This is a genomic window from Caulobacter sp. SSI4214 (genome assembly GCF_012184455.1).
Lineage (GTDB): Bacteria > Pseudomonadota > Alphaproteobacteria > Caulobacterales > Caulobacteraceae > Caulobacter > Caulobacter vibrioides_E.
In genome coordinates this window covers 12136-29194 of record NZ_SZWJ01000054.1, presented here as the reverse complement: position 1 = coordinate 29194, position 17059 = coordinate 12136, and the positions used below count along the sequence as shown (strand labels likewise).

Annotated in this window: 13 protein-coding genes; 6 read left to right on the top strand and 7 right to left on the bottom strand. The window is 69.3% G+C overall.

The window, feature by feature from the left end; genetic code table 11:
- Both FCU40_RS15300 and FCU40_RS15295 read left to right on the top strand, forming a co-directional pair.
- Window positions 1–707 (top strand): aldehyde dehydrogenase family protein (locus tag FCU40_RS15300; RefSeq protein ID WP_168076063.1); only part of this gene is annotated, 707 nt, incomplete at its 5' end.
- An 11-nt stretch (window positions 708–718) separates the two neighbouring features.
- Window positions 719–1735 carry a DUF1338 family protein gene (locus FCU40_RS15295; protein WP_168076061.1) on the top strand — a complete coding sequence of 339 codons (1017 nt, stop codon included), beginning with the start codon at window positions 719–721 and terminating at the stop codon, window positions 1733–1735.
- On the opposite strand, the gene FCU40_RS15290 is transcribed toward FCU40_RS15295, so the two are convergent.
- Window positions 1732–3264: a D-aminoacylase gene (locus FCU40_RS15290; RefSeq protein WP_168076059.1), complete on the bottom strand. Its 1533-nt coding sequence runs from the start codon at window positions 3262–3264 to the stop codon at window positions 1732–1734. The two genes, FCU40_RS15295 and FCU40_RS15290, sit on opposite strands and share 4 nt — an antisense overlap.
- Before the next feature lie 165 nt (window positions 3265–3429).
- Here FCU40_RS15290 and FCU40_RS15285 point away from each other — a divergent pair, with 165 nt between their 5' ends.
- Window positions 3430–3939: an Lrp/AsnC family transcriptional regulator gene (locus FCU40_RS15285; RefSeq protein WP_004619914.1), complete on the top strand. Its 510-nt coding sequence runs from the start codon at window positions 3430–3432 to the stop codon at window positions 3937–3939.
- 3 nt (window positions 3940–3942) lie between these two features.
- Here FCU40_RS15285 and FCU40_RS15280 read toward each other — a convergent pair whose 3' ends face one another.
- The 6 genes from FCU40_RS15280 to FCU40_RS15255 form a co-directional block, all read right to left on the bottom strand.
- Entirely contained in the window at window positions 3943–4929 is a 987-nt protein-coding gene (locus tag FCU40_RS15280) for a dipeptide epimerase (protein ID WP_168076057.1), read from the bottom strand.
- A complete protein-coding gene (locus FCU40_RS15275; RefSeq protein WP_168076055.1) occupies window positions 4929–5933 on the bottom strand; it encodes a DUF1611 domain-containing protein in 1005 nt (334 codons plus the stop codon). The genes FCU40_RS15280 and FCU40_RS15275 overlap by 1 nt, the downstream gene beginning before the upstream one ends.
- A 45-nt stretch (window positions 5934–5978) precedes the next feature.
- Entirely contained in the window at window positions 5979–6314 is a 336-nt protein-coding gene (locus FCU40_RS15270; RefSeq protein WP_168076053.1) for an Lrp/AsnC ligand binding domain-containing protein, read from the bottom strand.
- A 101-nt stretch (window positions 6315–6415) separates the two neighbouring features.
- The gene (locus tag FCU40_RS15265) at window positions 6416–6865 is read right to left on the bottom strand and encodes an Lrp/AsnC family transcriptional regulator (protein ID WP_168076051.1); all 450 of its coding nucleotides are present in this window, start codon (window positions 6863–6865) and stop codon (window positions 6416–6418) included.
- 30 nt (window positions 6866–6895) lie between these two features.
- A complete protein-coding gene (locus FCU40_RS15260; RefSeq protein ID WP_168076049.1) occupies window positions 6896–7927 on the bottom strand; it encodes an isoaspartyl peptidase/L-asparaginase in 1032 nt (343 codons plus the stop codon).
- A gap of 28 nt (window positions 7928–7955) precedes the next feature.
- The gene (locus FCU40_RS15255; protein WP_168076047.1) at window positions 7956–8966 is read right to left on the bottom strand and encodes a cyanophycinase; all 1011 of its coding nucleotides are present in this window, start codon (window positions 8964–8966) and stop codon (window positions 7956–7958) included.
- A 277-nt stretch (window positions 8967–9243) separates the two neighbouring features.
- On the opposite strand from FCU40_RS15255, the gene FCU40_RS15250 reads away from it, so the two are divergent.
- From FCU40_RS15250 to FCU40_RS15240, 3 genes are all read left to right on the top strand, one after another.
- Complete coding sequence (locus FCU40_RS15250; RefSeq protein WP_168076045.1) at window positions 9244–12033, top strand: TonB-dependent receptor; 2790 nt, start codon at window positions 9244–9246, stop codon at window positions 12031–12033.
- 59 nt (window positions 12034–12092) lie between these two features.
- Window positions 12093–14012, top strand: a complete 1920-nt coding sequence (locus FCU40_RS15245; protein WP_168076043.1) for a M61 family metallopeptidase — start codon at window positions 12093–12095, stop codon at window positions 14010–14012.
- A 281-nt stretch (window positions 14013–14293) separates the two neighbouring features.
- On the top strand, window positions 14294–16999 hold the full coding sequence (locus FCU40_RS15240; protein WP_168076041.1) for a TonB-dependent receptor: 2706 nt from the start codon (window positions 14294–14296) through the stop codon (window positions 16997–16999).
- The last annotated feature ends 60 nt before the right edge of the window (window positions 17000–17059 follow it).

Below are 17059 nucleotides of genomic sequence, written 5' to 3'. Positions count from 1 at the left end.
CGTCGGCCGATCTGGACCTGACGCTGCGCGGCGTGGCCTTCGCGGCCATGGGCACGGCCGGCCAACGCTGCACCACCCTGCGCCGCCTGTTCGTGCACGACAGCGTCTATGACGCCTTCGTCCCCCGCCTGAAGGCCGCCTATGCCAGCGTGCCGGTCGGCGATCCGCGCGCCGGCGGCGTGCTGGTCGGCCCGCTGGTCGACAAGGCCGCGTTCGACGCCATGCAAGCCGCCCTCGACCAGGCCCGCGCGGCCGGCGGCGCGGTCACCGGCGGGGCCCGCGTCGATATCGCCGGGCCGGACGCCTTCTATGTCGCCCCCGCCCTGGTCGAGATGGACCGCCAGGCCGACATCGTCCGCCACGAGACCTTCGCGCCGATCCTCTATGTCATGCGCTACGGCGACCTGGCCGACGCCATCGCCGCCCAGAACGACGTGGCCCAGGGCCTGTCGTCGTCGATCTTCACCCTGAACGTCCGCGAGGCCGAGCTGTTCGTGTCGTCCGAAGGCAGCGACTGCGGCATCGCCAACGTCAATATCGGTCCCTCGGGCGCCGAGATCGGCGGGGCGTTCGGCGGCGAGAAGGAGACCGGCGGCGGCCGCGAGGCCGGCTCCGACAGCTGGAAGGCCTATATGCGCCGGGCCACCAACACCATCAATCACGGGACCACCCTGCCGCTGGCGCAGGGCGTGACCTTCGACGTCTGAGGACCTTGCCCATGTCGCATCTCTCCACCCTCGTCGCCTCGGTCCTGGGCCAGAAGGCGGCCACGGCGATCCTGGACGTCCTGGACATCGCGCCCGTCCTGACCGCCGAGACCGACGGCCCGGTCTCGCGCGCGGTCTTCGCCATGGCCCTGAACGCGGCGCTTTTCCATGACGTCATGAACCGCGTGCCGCTGGGCGCGGCCTATGTGACCGAGCGTCGGGCCGAGGGCCACAAGATCCTGTTCGACCACGGCGCCCTGCGGACGATCGACTTCGGCGACGGACCGACCGGCGCCTTGCCGGCCGGACACCTGGCCTTCGCCCGCATCCTGGCGCCGCTGGGCTACGCCGTCGCCGACGTCTATCCGCTGGACAGGCTGAAGATGACCGGCCGGGCCTACGCCCATCTGGACCTGCCCGAGGCGATCCCGCAGTTCTTCGTCAGCGAGCTGCACGTCCAGCGTTTCTCGCCGGCCTTCCAGGTCATCGCCCACGCGGTGTTCGACTCGTCGGCCGATCCGCTCGGCGCGGCGGCCCGCGCGGCGCTGGAGGCCTTCGCGGCCCAGGGCGCGTGCGATCTGGACCAGGCGCGCGCCGCTCTGCCGGAGGTGATCGCCGCCTTCGCCCGCACCCACGGTCCGCTCCGCCTGGAGCACTACGAGGCGCTGAAGGCGGAGTCGGCCGAGGCCGCCTGGATCGCCACCGAGGGCCAGGCCTTCAACCACGCCACCGACCGCGTTCCCGACGTCCAGGCGGTGTCCGACGCTCAGAAGGCGCTCGGCCGACCGATCAAGGACGCCGTCGAGATCTCCGGTTCGGGCCGCGTGCGCCAGACCGCCTTCAAGGCCCAGCCCGTCACGCGGACGTTCGTCACCGACGCGGGCGAGGAAAGCCGGGTCGTGCCGGGCTCGTTCCACGAGTTCATCAGCCGAGACCGCTTCGTCGACGCGCATGGCGTCGAGCGCCTGGACCTGCGGTTCGACAGCGGCAACGCCCAGGGCATCTTCAAGATGACGGAAGCGGCTTAGCCCCCAGGCCGCCAGCCGGCCCGGCGCACGACCTGCCCGGGCCGCGCGGCCGTCGGGACGCCCTTGTCGAAGACGACGGCGCCATTGACCCAGACGGTGCTGACACCGGTCGCCAGGGCGTTGGGATGCTCCAGATCCGCGCGGTCGGCGATGCGCGCGGGATCGAACAGCACCAGATCGGCGTGGAAGCCGGGCGCGATGGTTCCGCGCTCGGCGATCCCCAGCTGGGCGGCGGTCTGGGCGGACATCTTGTGGACCGCCTGCTCCAGGGTCAGCAGATGCTTTTCCCGCACATAGACCCGCAGGATCTTGGCGAAGGCCCCGAAGCCGCGCGGATGCAGGCCGTGGGTCATGCCGTCCGAGCAGATCACCGAATGCTTCCAGGCGACGAAGGCGGCGATGTCGGCCTCGGACATGGCCGAGCCGATCACCGCGTCGACGCGCTCGACCTCCGGATGGGCCGCGCGGTAGGCTTCCGATTGCTTGGTCAGGGCCAGATAGGTCTCGACCGGATCGGCGCGCCGCTCGGCGGCGATCTGGGCGATGGTCTTGCCGACCAGCGAGGGATCGGGCGCGAACACCGCGATCCGCAGGCCCTCGGGCGTGGTCAGCTTGGTCAGGGCGAACCGCGCGGCGGCCCTGTCCTCGAAGTTCCGTTCCGGCAGCAGCACCGACAGATTGCTCTGCCAGTAGCCGTAGGGATAGACGTCGGCGGTGATGTCCACGCCCTGGGCGCGGGCGGCGTCCAGCTTGGCCAGGATCTTCGGCGCCTCGCCCCAGCGGTCGACGATGCCGATCTTCAGGTGCGAGATCTGCACGGGCAGCTTGGCGTCGCGGCCGATCGCGATGACCTCGTCGATCGCCGCGTCCAGCTTCACGTCCTCGCTGCGCATGTGGCTGATATAGCGTCCGCCGCCCGCCGCCGCCGTCTTGGCCAGGGCCACGACCTCTTCCGGCGGTCCGTAGATGCCCGGATCGTATTCCAGCCCCGTCGACAGGCCCAGCGAGCCGGCGCGCAGGTCGCGGGCCAGGTCGGCGCTCATGGCCGCCATCTCGGCCGGGGTGGCGGGACGCTTGTAGTCCTGACCCATGGCCCGGGCCCGCAGGCTGCCGTGGCCGGTGTAGGAGGCGACGTTGACGGCCAGCGGCGAACGGGTCAGCTGGTCGAAATAGGCGCCAATCGGCAAGGCCGACTCGCCGTCCTGCCCGACCACGATGGTGGTCACGCCCTGAGCGGCCAGCATCGCCATCTCCGGCGTCTTCTCGGCCTGGCGGTCGTGGTGGCTGTGGGCGTCGATGAAGCCGGGCGCCAGGGTCAGGCCCTTGGCGTCGACGATCGCCTCGCCGGGCCGGGGCTTGAGTTTGCCGACGGCGACGACGCGGTCCTTGTCGATCCGGACGCTGGCGGCCCGCGCCGCGGCGCCGGTCCCGTCCACCACGCGCGCGTGGACGATCAGGGTCGAGGCCAGGGCGCTGGACCCCAGCAGCCAGGCCAGCCCCAGGGCCGAACCGAAAAGGGAAAGTCTCATGCGCTCACGCTCTGTTGCCCGCCCGAACTCTAGCGCGCGCCGGCGAGGGTTTCCGCTGTTTCGAGGCCTTCGGACGCGAGGAGCCTTCCCGCGAGGCGGCGCGGGCGCTTACCTTTCCCGCCCCTGTCGCGCTAAGCCTTTGGCCGACACCCGCAAGGAAGGCTCATGAGTGATCAGCGCAAGGATCTCGATCGGATCGACATCAAGATCCTGGCGCTGCTGCAACGCCAGGGTCGGGTCACCAAGGCCGCGATGGGCGAGCTGGTCGGCCTGTCGGCCTCGCGTTGCTGGGAGCGGATGAAGCGACTGGAGAAGTCCAGGATCATCCGGGGCTACCACGCCGAGATCGATCTGGGCCGGCTGGCCAAGCTGTCGACCTTCGTCGTGCAGATCAAGCTGACCGACTATTCCTACGCCAGGGCCAAGGTGTTCGAGGCAGGGATCGCCGACCTGCCCAACGTCATCGGCTGCCAGGCGGTGCTGGGCGACGTCGACTATCTGATCACCATCGCCGCCTTCGGCATCGAGCACTATCAGACGATCATGGAGCACATGCTCGACACGCTGAACGTCTCGTTCGACTACGTCACCCTGCCCGTCACCAAGAAGCTGAAGGGCGAAGGCGCTCTCGATCTGGCGGCGCTGCTGGCGACAGGTCAAGACCTGGAAAGCTGAAGCCTATCCCCACAGATCGGGGCCGTTCGGCCTCAGCCAGCCGTCCAGGTAGCCGAAGCCGCCGTCGACGTCGCGGACCAGCTGCATCGGGCAATCCAGGTCGACGATCTCGCACGTCTGGGCCAGCAGCAGCGCCGGGGCGATGCCCAGAGACGTGCCCTCCATGCAGCCGACCATCAGCCGCAGCCCCCGGGCCCGCGCCGCGTCGGCCAGGGCCAGGGCCTCGGTCAGCCCGCCGGCCTTATCCAGCTTGATATTGCCGAACGCGTAGCGGCCGACGACCCGGTCCAGATCCGCGCGGTCATCGAGCGACTCGTCCGCGCAGAGCGGCACGGCGCCGCGATAGTCGAAAAGCTCGTCGTCGCGGCCGACCGGCAGCGGCTGCTCCAGAAGCTCCACCCCCAGCGCCGCCATGCGCGGCGCGCGGTCGTTGAGCTGGGCCAGGGTCCAGCCCTGGTTGGCGTCGGCGATCAGGCGGGCGCGCGGCGCCGCCGCCCGGATCGCCTCGAGCCGCGCCATGTCGTCGGCGTCGCCCAGCTTGACCTTCAGCGCCGCGTAGCGCGCGGTCCAGCGACGGGCCTTGGCTCCCATGGCCTGGGGCGTGTCCATGCCCAGGGTGACGAAGGTCTCGAGGGTGCGCAGGGGCGCGAGGTCCGCCCGGACCGCGGCCGAAACGCCCGACCGCTTGGCCTCCAGGTCCCAGAGGGCGCAGTCCACGGCGTTGCGCGCGCCGCCAGGCGGCAGAAGGGCCGCCAGCGCCTCGCGGTCCAGGCGCCCGCCGCGCTCCAGGCGTTCGGAAAGATCGCCCAGTTGCTCCAGCATCCGGTCCGGCGTGTCGCCGCGATAGTCGACCCCGGCCGCCTCGCCGCGCCCGATCGCGCCGTCGGCCTCGATCTCGACCTCGACGACCACCGCCTCGGTATAGGCCTTGCGGGCGATGACGAAGGGCTCGATCAGGTCGTGGACGCGCCTGCGCGCGGTCAGGCGCATCAGGCCGCGACCAGGCCGTCGACGATCGCCGCCACGCCGGTGCGGACGGGATCGCAGCACGGAATGCCCAGCTCGGCGGCGACGTCGCGCAGGTAGTCGGCGGCGGCCTCCGGCGACAGACGCGAGGTGTTGACGCAGACGCCCACCACTCGCGCCGCCGGATTGGTCAGCCGGGCGTGCCGCAGATTGAGCTCGATCGCCTCGGCCAGGCTGGGCGTCGGGAACGACTCCAGCCCGTCGATGGCCGCGCGGGTGGCGTCGTGGCAGACGACCAGGGCGTCCGGCTGGCTGCCGTGCAGCAGGCCCAGCGACACCCCCGCATAGGCCGGGTGGAACAGCGAGCCCTGCCCCTCGATGACGTCCCAGTGATCCGCGTGAGCCGCCGGGCTCAGGACCTCGGCCGCCCCGGCCACGAAGTCCGAGACGATGGCGTCGATCGGCGCGCCCGAGCCGGCGATGAAGATGCCGGTCTGGCCCGTGGCGCGGAAATCGGCGCTGACGCCGCGCGCCTTCAGGTCCTTGGTGATGGCCAGGGCCGCGTACATCTTGCCGACCGCGCAGTCCGTGCCAACCGTCAGCAGCCGCTGGCCGTCGCGCTTGACGCCCTCGCCGACGACGATGAAGCGCGGATCGGGCTCACGGGCCTCGAACAATCGCCGCCCCAGCCGCTCGGCCGTCTCGCGCACGCGCGGCAGGCTGGCCAGGCGGGTGTGCAGCCCGGACACCAGGTCCAGCCCCGCTTCCAGCGCCTCGATCAGCACGGCCTCCCAGCGCGGCGGGATAAAGCCGCCGGCGTTGGCGACGCCGATCAGCAGCGACCGCGCCCCGGCGGCCTTGGCCGCGCCGGGCGTCATGTCGGACAGGCCCAGATCGACCTCGCAGCCCGGCAGGCGCAGCTGGCCGACGCAGGCGTCCGGCCGCCAGTAGGCGACGCCCAGGGCGGTCTTGGCGCTGACGCGATCGACGTCGGCGAGGAACATCAGGCACGGATAGGGAAAGTCCACGGCGGATTCTCGTGTTGGCGTTTTTTAGGGAGCGCGCGGCGGTCTTCAGGTCGCGAACGACGCGGCGCGGGAAAGGCTGGCGGAGGGGGTCAGGCGCGAGGCCAGGGCGGCGCTGACGCCGCGCAGGCGGGCGATCTCGGCGATCAGCGCGTCCAGCGCCTCGTCGTGGGCGGCCTCGACGACGGCGACCAGGTCATAGTCGCCGGAAATCTGGTGCAGGGCGGTCAGGCCGGCGACGTCGGCCAGGGCGCGCTCGGCCTCGGCCATGTCTCGGCGCGCCAGCCGCAACATCACGTGAGCCCGCGGCGCGGCGCGCGCGCGGCCGGCGTCGGCCGCGACGCCCAGGAAGCCCGGTCCCGTATCGATCCGCTGGAGGCTCAAGAGGTTTCTCCGCTGAAGCTCACGCGGCAGCTTATGCCGCGCGCTCCCCAGGAAACCGTCGAGTTGGGCGGGTCCGGCGAGAGAAACCGCCGCGCTTGCCCCTAACGCAGGACTTTCGTCGCCAGCAGGATCGACGAGGTCGTCCGCTCGATACCCTCGATCTCGCCGATGCGGTCGATCAGCGTGTTGAGCTCGCCGACCGTCTCGGCCTCGACCACGGCGATCAGGTCGTACTCGCCGCTAATCGCGTGCAGCGCCGAAAGCTCCGAGATCGCCGCCAGCGCCTCCTCGATGGTCTTGGCGTGCTTCAGCTGGGCCTTGATCATCACCTGGGCGCGGATCAGCCGTCGATCATAGGGGTCGCCGAGCCGCACGGTGTAGCCGCCGATCACCCCGTCCTCCTCCAAGCGGCTGAGGCGGGCATAGACGTTGGCGCGCGACAGGCCCAGGTCGCCGGCCAGCTTGGTCACCGGCTGGCGGGAATCCTCGCGCAGCATGGCCAGCAGGCGCCGGTCCAGGTCGTCCAGTCCCCGGTCATCCGATTTCGTCACGCCGTCAGCCCCCCTGCTTGGCGCTTCAGATCAACGCGGTGAAGGCTCGTCGGCATAGATCGCCGTGCGCGGCGTCGGCGCCGCCGAGGAGATCGCGCCGCGATACATACCCAGGTCGTTCATGCCGAACGCCGCCCGGCCCTGGCCGTCGATGGCGATCAGCCCGCCGTCGCCGCCGATCTTGGTGATCGAGGCCATGGTCCCGTCGGCGGCCTGCTGGATGGTCTCGCCCTTCCAGGCCACGCGGTCGCAGACCTGGCGCGCGGCGGTTTCGCGGATGAAGTACTCGCCCGAGCCGGTGGCCGACACCGCGCAGTCCCCGTCGCGGGCATAGGTCCCCGCGCCGATGATCGGGCTGTCGCCGATACGGCCCCAGCGCTTGCCGGTCATGCCGCCGGTCGAGGTGGCGGCGGCCACGTGGCCCTTCTGGTCGAGGGCCACCGCGCCGACCGTGCCGAAGAGGTGGGTGGGATCAAGCATGGCGTGCTGATCCTTGCGCCAGGCCAGCAGCTGTTTCCAGCGATCCTCGGTATAGAAATACGCCGGCGGCGCCTGTTCCAGACCCATTTCCTTGGAGAACTGGTCGGCGCCCTCGCGCGCCAGCATCACGTGGGGCGACTTCTCCATCACCGCGCGGGCCAGGCTGATCGGATTGCGGGTGCGCGTGACGCCGGCGACGGCCCCGGCCTTCAGGGTCGCGCCGTCCATGATCGCCGCGTCCAGTTCGTTGCGGCCCTCGGCCGTGAACACCGCGCCCTTGCCGGCGTTGAACAGCGGATTGTCCTCCAGCACGCGCACGGCGGCCTCGACGGCGTCCAGGCTGGAGCCGCCGGCCTTCAGGATCTTGGCGCCGGCTTCCAGGGCCGCGTCCAGTCCGGCGCGATAGGCCTTGTCCTTCTCGGGGGTCAGTTCCCCGCGCTCGAGCACGCCCGCGCCGCCGTGCACGGCCAGCGACCATTTCGGCGCGGCGTCGCCGTCCGCTGGCGATGAAAGGGCCGGCGAGGCCAGGGCCAGGCCGCAAAGGGTCAGAAGGGCGAGGCGGCGAGCGGTGTTGAGCGTCATCTTGATCTCGGTCTGAGGCGGTCGAGCGTTATCGGTCACTGCGGATCAGGGTTCCCTTGTCCACGCGGGCGGTGATCGTGAAGTCGGGCTTGGTGACCTGGAAGGTCTTGAAGTCCAGCGTGCTGTCGGGACCCAGCCCGACGATGGGGAAGGACGCGTAGGTCAAGGGCTGTCCGGCGATGATCGTGGCCGGCGCCTTCAGCGGCCGCACCAGCCAGGCGTGGCCCGGCCCGTAGTAGCGGCCCACCCCCTGCCCGTCGATCAGCACGGCCCCGGCCTCGTCGACGCCCAGGCCCGTGATGGAGGGGTCGTTCTCCTCCTGGATCAAGCGTCCGACGAAGGTCACCAGCCGGCCCTGGCGATCGCGCTTGTCGAAGTGGGTGTCGGTGATGACCTTGGACAGATAGGGCAGGTGCAGGAAGTCGCGCACCAGGGTCACGCTGGGTCCGGTGGGGTTCTTCAGGGCGTCCGGCGAGGTCAGGCTGATCGAGTCCAGGCAGCCATAGACATAGCCGCCCAGCACCGCCAGGCCGGCGCTGGTGCCGCCGATCGGCTTGCCGGCCTTGACGTGGGCGTCCAGCGCCTTGTTCAGCGCCGAGCCCTTCCAGGCCCGCACATAGTTGCTCTGGTCGCCGCCGCCGAAGAAGATTCCGTCGGCGTGGGCGATGATCGCCAGCAGCTTGGGATCGTTACCGGCGTCCTCGTCGTGGATCACCAGGGTCTCGACCGAGGCCGCGCCGCCGACGTCGTTGTAGATCTCGTCCTGCAGTTCGCGGCCGCCCCGGGCGCGCAGCACGACGATATGGCCGCCGCCCGACTGCTTGACGAACTGCCGGAAGGCTTCGACCGGCCAGTCGCCGCCGCCGAACAGGCCCAGCAGCGGGCCGGTCTTGCCGGGCGTCGGCGCGTTCACGTCGCCGATCCGATAATATTCGTAGCCCGGGCCGACCGCGTCGGGTCCCGCCGGAGTCGCCGCGCTCGCGGCGCCCGCGCCCATCAGCAAGGCGGCCATGGCCGCCGCCGTTCCCCATCGAGCCATTCGGTTTCCTCCGTTCGCCCCCAGCCTAGCCGCCCGGCGGGCTTTCGCGAGCGGTGACAACGCGTTTCACCGCCGAAAACAGCACGTCGCCCTGTCTTGCCGGCTTTATGACCAAATTGCTGCACGATGCGCGCAATATGTCCATAAGTTTTGACAAAATGACTTTTCCGACTTCCAATCTGAGAAAGTCGCGATCCAAATGGGGCCAATTCCCATGCGGCGCCGGGGCTCGAGCGCCCGGGGCTGGACCGACGACGCAACAAAAAAGGGGGACAGGATGAAGACGCATCTTCTTCGCGCCAGCGCGCTGGCCGGCATGGCCGGCTTCATGATCATCGGCCAGGCCAACGCTCAGACGACGACGTCCAGCAACGGCGACGCGGTCGAGGCGCTGGTGATCACCGGCTCCCGCATCCCCCGCATCGCGACCGAGGGCCCCGCGCCCGTGACGGTGATCACCAGCGACAGCATCAAGGCCGCCGGCTTCAACAGCGTGCCGGACGTCATGCGCTCCCTGACCCAGAACGGCGGCGAGACCCAGACCCAGCAATCGTCCAGCGGCATGGACTGGACCCCCGGCGCCCAGCAGGTCGACCTGCGCGGCCTGGGCCCCAACCACACGCTGGTGCTGGTCAACGGCCGCCGCATCGCCGACTTCCCCCTGCCCTACAACGGCAAGAGCGCGTTCACCGACACCTCGTCGATCCCGTTGGGCATGATCGACCGGATCGAGGTGCTGAGCGGCAGCGCCTCGGCGGTCTACGGCTCGGACGCCATCTCGGGCGTGGTCAACTTCAACCTGAAGAAAAAGGTCGACGGCACGACCGTCGACGTGACCTTCGGCGACTATGAGCACGGCGGCGGCGCCAGCAAGCGGGTCAATGTCTCGACCGGCTATTCGAAGGGCGACTTCAGCCTCGCGATCGGCGGCGAGTTCGTCGACCAGCACCCGATGTGGGCCTACGACCGCGCCATCCAGGACAGCACCAAGGACAGCCCCAGCCGCCGCACCGCGATCGCGCGGCGCGACTTCCTGCGGATCGATCCGTCCGAGGACGTCTATGTCGATCCCGGCGCGAACACCTGCAAGGCGCTGTCGAGGCTCAACAACGGCTCGATCGAGTACGCCAGCCGGCCGGGTTGGGGTCCCGACGGCGATCCGGGCTTCTATTGCGGCAGCTACAGCTCGATCGGCTACGGCACCATCGTCAGCGAGCGCAAGAGCGCCAATGTCGTCGCCTCGCTCAACTACGCGCCGCGCGACACCCTGTCCTTCTTCGCCGACATCTCGGCCGGCTACAGCCGCACCCGGCAGTTCCAGGACGTGCTGAACTGGGAATATCAGGACGCCAAGGGCAGCGAGGACGGCATCTTCTACAACCAGTTCAGCGGCGGGCTGGACGAGTGGCACCGCAACTTCACGCCCGAGGAAATGGGCGGGCTGAACAACGGCTTCATCAAGAACGTCTCGCGCACCTTCAGCATCACCCCGGGCGTCAAGGGCGCGCTGGGCGGCGGCTGGAACTACGAGGCCTTCTACAATTTCAGCCAGTACCGCTCGTCGATCAGCTGGCCCAAGGTGGTCGCCGCCAAGGCCAACGCCTTCTTCCTGGGTCCGCAGCTCGGCGTGGATCCCGACACCGGCTACGCGATCTTCAACGCCGATCCGGCGCGTCTCTACAAGCCGCTGACCACGGCCGAGTACGACTCGATCACCGCGCGCACGACCTATGAGCCCGTCGCGCGCCAGCAGGGCGTGTCGTTCCAGATCAACCAGGCCGAACTGTTCCGCCTGCCGGCCGGTCCGGTCGGCTTCGCGGCCGTCGCCGAGTACGGCCACCAGTCCTACAAGCTGGGCCTCGATCCGCTGGCCACCGTGAACTACTACTATCACCTGCGCGACGCCGACGGGTCGGGCGCCCGCGACCACTGGGGCGCCGGCTACGAGTTCCGCGCCCCGCTGCTGAGCACGGTCGAGCTGTCCACCGCCGGCCGCTATGACAGCTACAAGTACGACAGCAACACGATCGACAAGTTCACCTATAACGGCGGCGTCGAGTGGCGGCCGATGAAGACCCTGCTGCTGCGCGCCGCCTACGGCACCGGCTTCCGCGCCCCCGACCTGCACTATGTCTTCGCCAAGGAGGGCATCAGCCACCCCTCGGGCACCGACTATTATCGCTGCCGCGTCGAGCAGCCTGGCCAGGACATCGGCGACTGCAGCTACGCCGACGAGGGCCTGGTCAAGGTGCGCCTGGGCAATCTCGACCTGAAGCCCGAGACCTCCAAGTCGTTCAACTACGGCGCGGTCTGGTCGCCGGTGCGCAATTTCGACATCTCGGTCGACTACTTCCGGGTCCAGCTGGACAACGCCGTGCTGGACATGAGCCTGGACAGCGTCCTGCGCCAGGAAGCCGACTGCCGGATCGGCCAGACCTCGGCGGGCACGCCGGTCAGCGTCGGCTCGCCGACCTGCGTCGACGCCCTGGCCCGCGTGAAGCGCAACCCGCTGACCGCCGCCATCAATCCGGGCGCGATCAGCAGCGTGACCATCAACCCGATCAACGTCGCCACCGAGCGCACGACGGGCATCGACGTCGCGGCGCACTATCGCTTGCCGACCAGCGCGCTGGGCGTCTTCGACTTCAGCCTGGCCCACACCTGGGTGCACAACCACACCAGCCGCCAGTATCCGGGCGACCCGATCAAGAACGAGCTGGCCTTCGACAGCGGCTACGACATTCCGCGCACCAAGAGCAGCGCCTCGATCAACTGGCGTCTCAACGCCCTCAGCGTCGGCCTGCACGGCCAGCGCCTGAGCCGGATCCCGAACTACAACAACGACGGCTGGACCAAGGCGACCTACATGGTCAACGGCACGGTGCAGTATGACCTCACCGATCGCACCCGCCTGAGCCTGGCGGTCGACAACCTGTTCGACCAGAAGCCGCCGCGCGACCCGACCTATTCGGGCTATCCGTACTATGACACCTCGTGGTTCTCGGCGACCGGGCGCAGCTATTACCTGCAGCTGACCCACAAGTTCGGCGGCGCCAGCGGCCTTTGATGGCGCGGTCCGGAGCGGTCGCGCCGGCGGCCGCTCCATCCCTTCGCGCGGGAGTGTCCATGACGCCGAAGCTCTTCCTGGCCGCCTGCCTGGCGCTGTCGATGTCGCCGGCGCGGGCCGATCCCCGCCCGGCCCCGCCCACGCCGCCGATCCCGGAGGCGCGGGCGGTCGACTATCCCGGCGTCATCGACCTGAAGGTCGATGTCAGCGATACGACGCGCAAGGTGTTCCGGGTCACGGAGACCCTCCCCGTCACGCCGGGTCCCCTGGTGCTGTCCCTGCCCAAATGGATCCCGGGCGAGCATTCGCCCAGCGCCCAGATCGTGCTGATGAGCGGCTTCACGATCACGACCGACACCGGCCAGCGCCTGGAATGGCGGCGCGATCCGGTCGAGATGACCGCCTTTCACGTCGACGTGCCGGACGGCGTCCGCGCCCTGACCGTTCGACTGGAACAGCCCACGGCCCAGCCCGGCGGTCCGGTGCGGATCGCGGTGACGCCGAACCTGGTGCTGCTGAAATGGACCGCCGTCGCCCTCTATCCGGCCGGCCACGCGGTCAGCCGCATCCGCGTCAGGCCCACCCTGACCATTCCAGAGGGCTGGCGCCTGGCCACCGCCCTGGACGGCGCCGAGACGACCGGCGCGACCACGCGCTTCGCCGTCACCAGCTTCGAATCCCTGATGGATTCCCCGGTCTACGCCGGGCGCCACAAGGCCGAGTTCGATCTCGACCCCGGCTCGCCCCGGCCCGTTCGCCTCAGCGTCTTCGCGGACGCGCCCAAGGACCTGAAGGCGACGCCGGCCCAGATCGACACGCACCGCCGCCTGGTCCAGCAGGCCGACAAGCTGTTCGGCGGCGCGCGCAACTTCGATCACTACGACTTCCTGCTCAGCCTCAATCCCACGGCCGGCTATCTGGGCGCCGAGCACCAGAGGTCCAGCGAGAACGGCTACAACTCCGGCGGCTACTTCTCGGCCTGGGACACGGCGTTCAACGGCCGCGACATCCTGGCCCACGAATATGTCCACGCCTGGAACGGCAAGCACCGGCGTCCGGCCGACCTCTGGACGCCCGACTACACCACGCCGATGCGCGACAGCCTGCTCTGGGTCTATGAGGGCCTGACCGAGTACTATGGCGACACGCTGGCCACGCGGTCGGGACTGTTCTCGCCCGACCAGATGCGCCAGCGCCTGGCCCTGATCGCGGCCAACGCCCAGGCGACGCCGGGCCGCCGCTGGCGCGCGCTGCGCGACACCACCAACGCCTACATCATCAATTCGGTGGGCGGCACGGGGTCGACCAGCTGGCTGCGGGCGCTGGACTATTACGAGGAAGGCCAGCTGATCTGGCTGGACGTCGACACCCTGATCCGCGCGCGCACCCAGGACGCCAAGTCGCTGGACGACTTCGCCCGCGCCTTCCTGGGCGTGGACGACGGCGACATGACCGTCTCGACCTACCAGTTCGAGGACGTCGTCGCGGCCCTGAACGCGGTGACGCCCTACGACTGGGCGAGCTTCCTGAACGCGCGCCTCGACGCCCACGACCACGCGCCGATGGACGGCCTGACTCGTTCGGGCTGGACCGTGGCCTTCGAGACCCGCCCGTCGGCCTATATCCGCGCCACCGAAAGGGACGCCAAGTCGAGCCTGCTGACCTTCTCGCTGGGCGGGGAGATCGGCTGGGACGGCGCGGTCAAGGAGGTCCTGTGGGACGGCCCGCTGTTCCAGGCGGGCGTCATCGCCGGGACCCACATCGTCAAGGTCGGCGGCAAGCCCTACACGCCCGAGACCCTGAAAGCGGCGATCACCGCCGCCGCCAGGCCCGGCGCGCCGCCGATCGTCCTGACCGTCAAGGCCGACGACAAGGCGCGGCTCGTGCGGATCGCATATCACGGCGGCCTGAAATATCCGCGCCTGAAGCGCCTGACGGACCAACCGGACCGACTGACCCAGATCCTGTCGCCGCGCTAGAGCCAGCGCGTTCGAGCGGTTTAGCCGCTCACACTTAAGCCTGACGCGCTCTGGAGCCCGCGCGGCTCCCGACAAGCGAACGGACGCCGAAGCCGGCCCGGCACCGGCGCGCGCCCAGGCGCGCTTTTCGACACGGGTTCGCGGCCTCGCTGTCAACAAAGCATCATAATCTGTAATTATAGAACTCTCGTTGTCATAACTAATATCAATTTTTAGCCGGAAGCCGACGCTTCCGGCCCTGCCTCCGCTCGTCCTTCTTCTCACCAGATAGGAACCGCTTCATGCCGCCCTATTTCCCGGGCAAAGCGCAGCGATGCGCCGCCCCTTCGCTCGCCGTGCTGACGCTGCTGGCCAGCGCCTGCCTGCCCGCCCTCGCCTGGGCCGCCGACGCCCCTGACGATCAGGTCGACAAGGTCGTCGTCCTCGGCGCGAAGGCCGGCCGCGACAAGCCCAACGACGTCAGCCAGACGACCACCATCTCGGCCGCCGAGATGCTGGCCACTCCCAACACCAACGTCGTCGACGTCCTGGCCCGCACGCCCGGCATCTCGGTCAGCGCCACCGAGGGCCTGTCGCCGTCGGAAGGCAACCACGGCGGGATCGACGGCGCGGGGCGGGGCACGAGCAACTTCGTGTCGATCCGCGGGCTGTCGGGGTCGTACAACGTCAACCTGCTGAACGGCGCCAACGCCGCCCAGGGGATGCCCTACAGCCGCAACATCTCGCTGGGCCTGCTGCCGCCGATCGGCCTCAAGCAGATCGCCGTGTCGAAGACCTCGACCGCCGACATGGACGGCGACGCGGTGGGCGGCACGCTGGACTTCCAGACGCCGGTCGCCCGCGATTTCGGCAAGCGCTACAACCGCGTCTATCTACAGGGCGGCTACTCGCCGCTGGCCCATGATTATCACGCGCCGGCCGGATCCTATCTGGGCCAGGCGGAATTCGCCCGCCAGTTCGGCCCCGGCGACGCGTTCGGCGTCTACGCCACGGCCTATTACGGCAAGCGCCGCTTCGCCTCGACCATGCTCGACTTCCAAGGCGGGCAATGGGGCTACGCGGTGTCGGTCGGCAAGCAGGGAACCAATCCGGACGGCTTCAGCCGCCAGGACAATCTGATCCTCAAGAGCGTCAACGCCCAGTTCAGCCGCGGCGAGGAGCTGCGCTATGGCGGCGCGCTGTCGCTGGACTGGCAGGGCGAGAACGCCAGCCTGTGGCTCAAGGCGACCCACGCCCGCTCGGACATCACCCAGCAGATCTATCAGAAGGGCATTCAGGCCGGGAACTATCCGGCCCCCGTGCTGCGCCCGGACGGGCTGTACCAGAACGGCGAGAGCGACGGCGAATATCACTACTGGTTCGAGACCGCGCCGTCGAACGCGCAGCTTTCCTCGGTCCAGTTGGGCGGCGAGACGCGGCTTGGCCGTCTGAAGCTCAGCGGCTCGGGCTTCTACAGCTATGGCCTCAGCGCCGCCCCGGACCACGCCGAGATCACCTTCCTGGCCGGCGCGGCCAACGACCTGAACGGTCCGTTCCAGGTGACCTATCGCGACCGCTACCCGATCCCGCTGCTCAGCGCGGCCCAGCTGGCGCGGCTGAACGACAACAGCCTGTTCGCCTATCAGGTCGGCAGCGGCGAATACACCGCCGCCACCTCGTCGGCGAAGGTCTATGGCGGCAAGTTCGACGCCGCCTACGCGCTCGACGGCCTGTTCAAGGAAGTGGCGGCCGGCGCGAAGTTCACGCGCAGCGACCGCGACAGCGACAATGTCGACTACTCCAATATCGACTTCGCGCCGCTGAACGCGACCCTGGCCACCAGCAGCCTGTTCAACGGCCAGGTGATCGCCGACAAGGACCGCTACCCCTACACCCTGCCGACCGGCGACGCGGCGGAGCTGACGCGGCTGGCGGCCAACGCCGCCGCGGCGGTCACCCTGTCGCCGGACTCGCGCTACAAGAACGTGCTGGCCGGCAATGAAAGCGTCGCCGCCGCCTATGCGCTGACCCGGATGCGGTGGGGCGCGCTGGAGATCCAGCCGGGCGTTCGCTACGAGGACACGGTCATCCACAACCGTTTCTGGTCGAAGGCCAATAGCGCCGGCCAGGTCTCGGGCTTCCAGACCAACCGGAGCGCCTATCACATGCTCCTGCCGTCGCTGCACGCGGTGCTGCGGAGCGACGACGCCGGCGTCTTCCGCGCGGCCATCTGGCGGAGCTATTCGCGTCCGGCCTTCTTCCAACTGGGCGGCGGGCGCACGGTCAAGCGCAATACCGACGGCACCTTCTCGGTCACCGAGGGCAACCCCAATCTCCGGCCGATGACCTCGACCAACTACGACGTGTCGTGGGAGCTGGCCCAGCCGGTCTATCGCGTCGCGGTCGCGGCCTTCTACAAGGACATGAACGACTACATGTACGATCGCGGCACGGACTATCGCAGCACGCCGGCGATCGTCACCAACGACACGACGGTCAGCAAGCCCGTCAACGGCGGCCGCGCCCACGTCTATGGCCTGGAGCTGGACGGCGAGTACCGCTTCCGCGACATGCCGGGCGCGCTGTCGGCCCTGGGCGTGGCCGGCAATGTGACGCTGCAGCGCTCGCAAGCGCGGCTGCTGGACCCGACCACCGACCCGACCCAGCCGATGGCGGGCACGCCCCGGACGCTCTACAACGCCGCGATCTTCTTCAATCCGAACAAGTTCGAGGCGCGCCTCTCCTATCACTTCAACGGGCGCGTGCTCAGCAAGTACAAGTTCGGGACCACCGGCGGCGCGCTGATGAGCGAATGGACGCAATCGACCCGTTCGCTGGACGCCTCGTTCGCCTATCTGCCGACCCCGTCGGTCCGTCTGGCGGCGACGGTCAGCAACCTGCTCGACAACTATAGCTTCTACCGCACCGTCGGCCGGGACGCCGAGACCGTGCCACAGATCGTCCGCGCCGGCCGCCAGGCGGCGCTGTCGCTGTCGATGACGTTCTAGCGAAAACCTCGAATACACCCTGGGGGCGCGGGTGTTGCCGCGCCCCCAGAACCGACTAAA

Bases quoted from the DNA above. Each gene is read 5' to 3' on its own strand.
- FCU40_RS15285 (WP_004619914.1), top strand. From the start codon at position 3,430: ATGAGTGATCAGCGCAAGGATCTCGATCGGATCGACATCAAGATCCTG.
- FCU40_RS15295 (WP_168076061.1), top strand. From the start codon at position 719: ATGTCGCATCTCTCCACCCTCGTCGCCTCGGTCCTGGGCCAGAAGGCG.
- FCU40_RS15245 (WP_168076043.1), top strand. From the start codon at position 12,093: ATGACGCCGAAGCTCTTCCTGGCCGCCTGCCTGGCGCTGTCGATGTCG.
- FCU40_RS15290 (WP_168076059.1), bottom strand. From the start codon at position 3,264: ATGAGACTTTCCCTTTTCGGTTCGGCCCTGGGGCTGGCCTGGCTGCTG.
- FCU40_RS15260 (WP_168076049.1), bottom strand. From the start codon at position 7,927: ATGACGCTCAACACCGCTCGCCGCCTCGCCCTTCTGACCCTTTGCGGC.
- FCU40_RS15280 (WP_168076057.1), bottom strand. From the start codon at position 4,929: ATGCGCCTGACCGCGCGCAGGCGCGTCCACGACCTGATCGAGCCCTTC.
- FCU40_RS15250 (WP_168076045.1), top strand. From the start codon at position 9,244: ATGAAGACGCATCTTCTTCGCGCCAGCGCGCTGGCCGGCATGGCCGGC.
- FCU40_RS15255 (WP_168076047.1), bottom strand. From the start codon at position 8,966: ATGGCTCGATGGGGAACGGCGGCGGCCATGGCCGCCTTGCTGATGGGC.
- FCU40_RS15240 (WP_168076041.1), top strand. From the start codon at position 14,294: ATGCCGCCCTATTTCCCGGGCAAAGCGCAGCGATGCGCCGCCCCTTCG.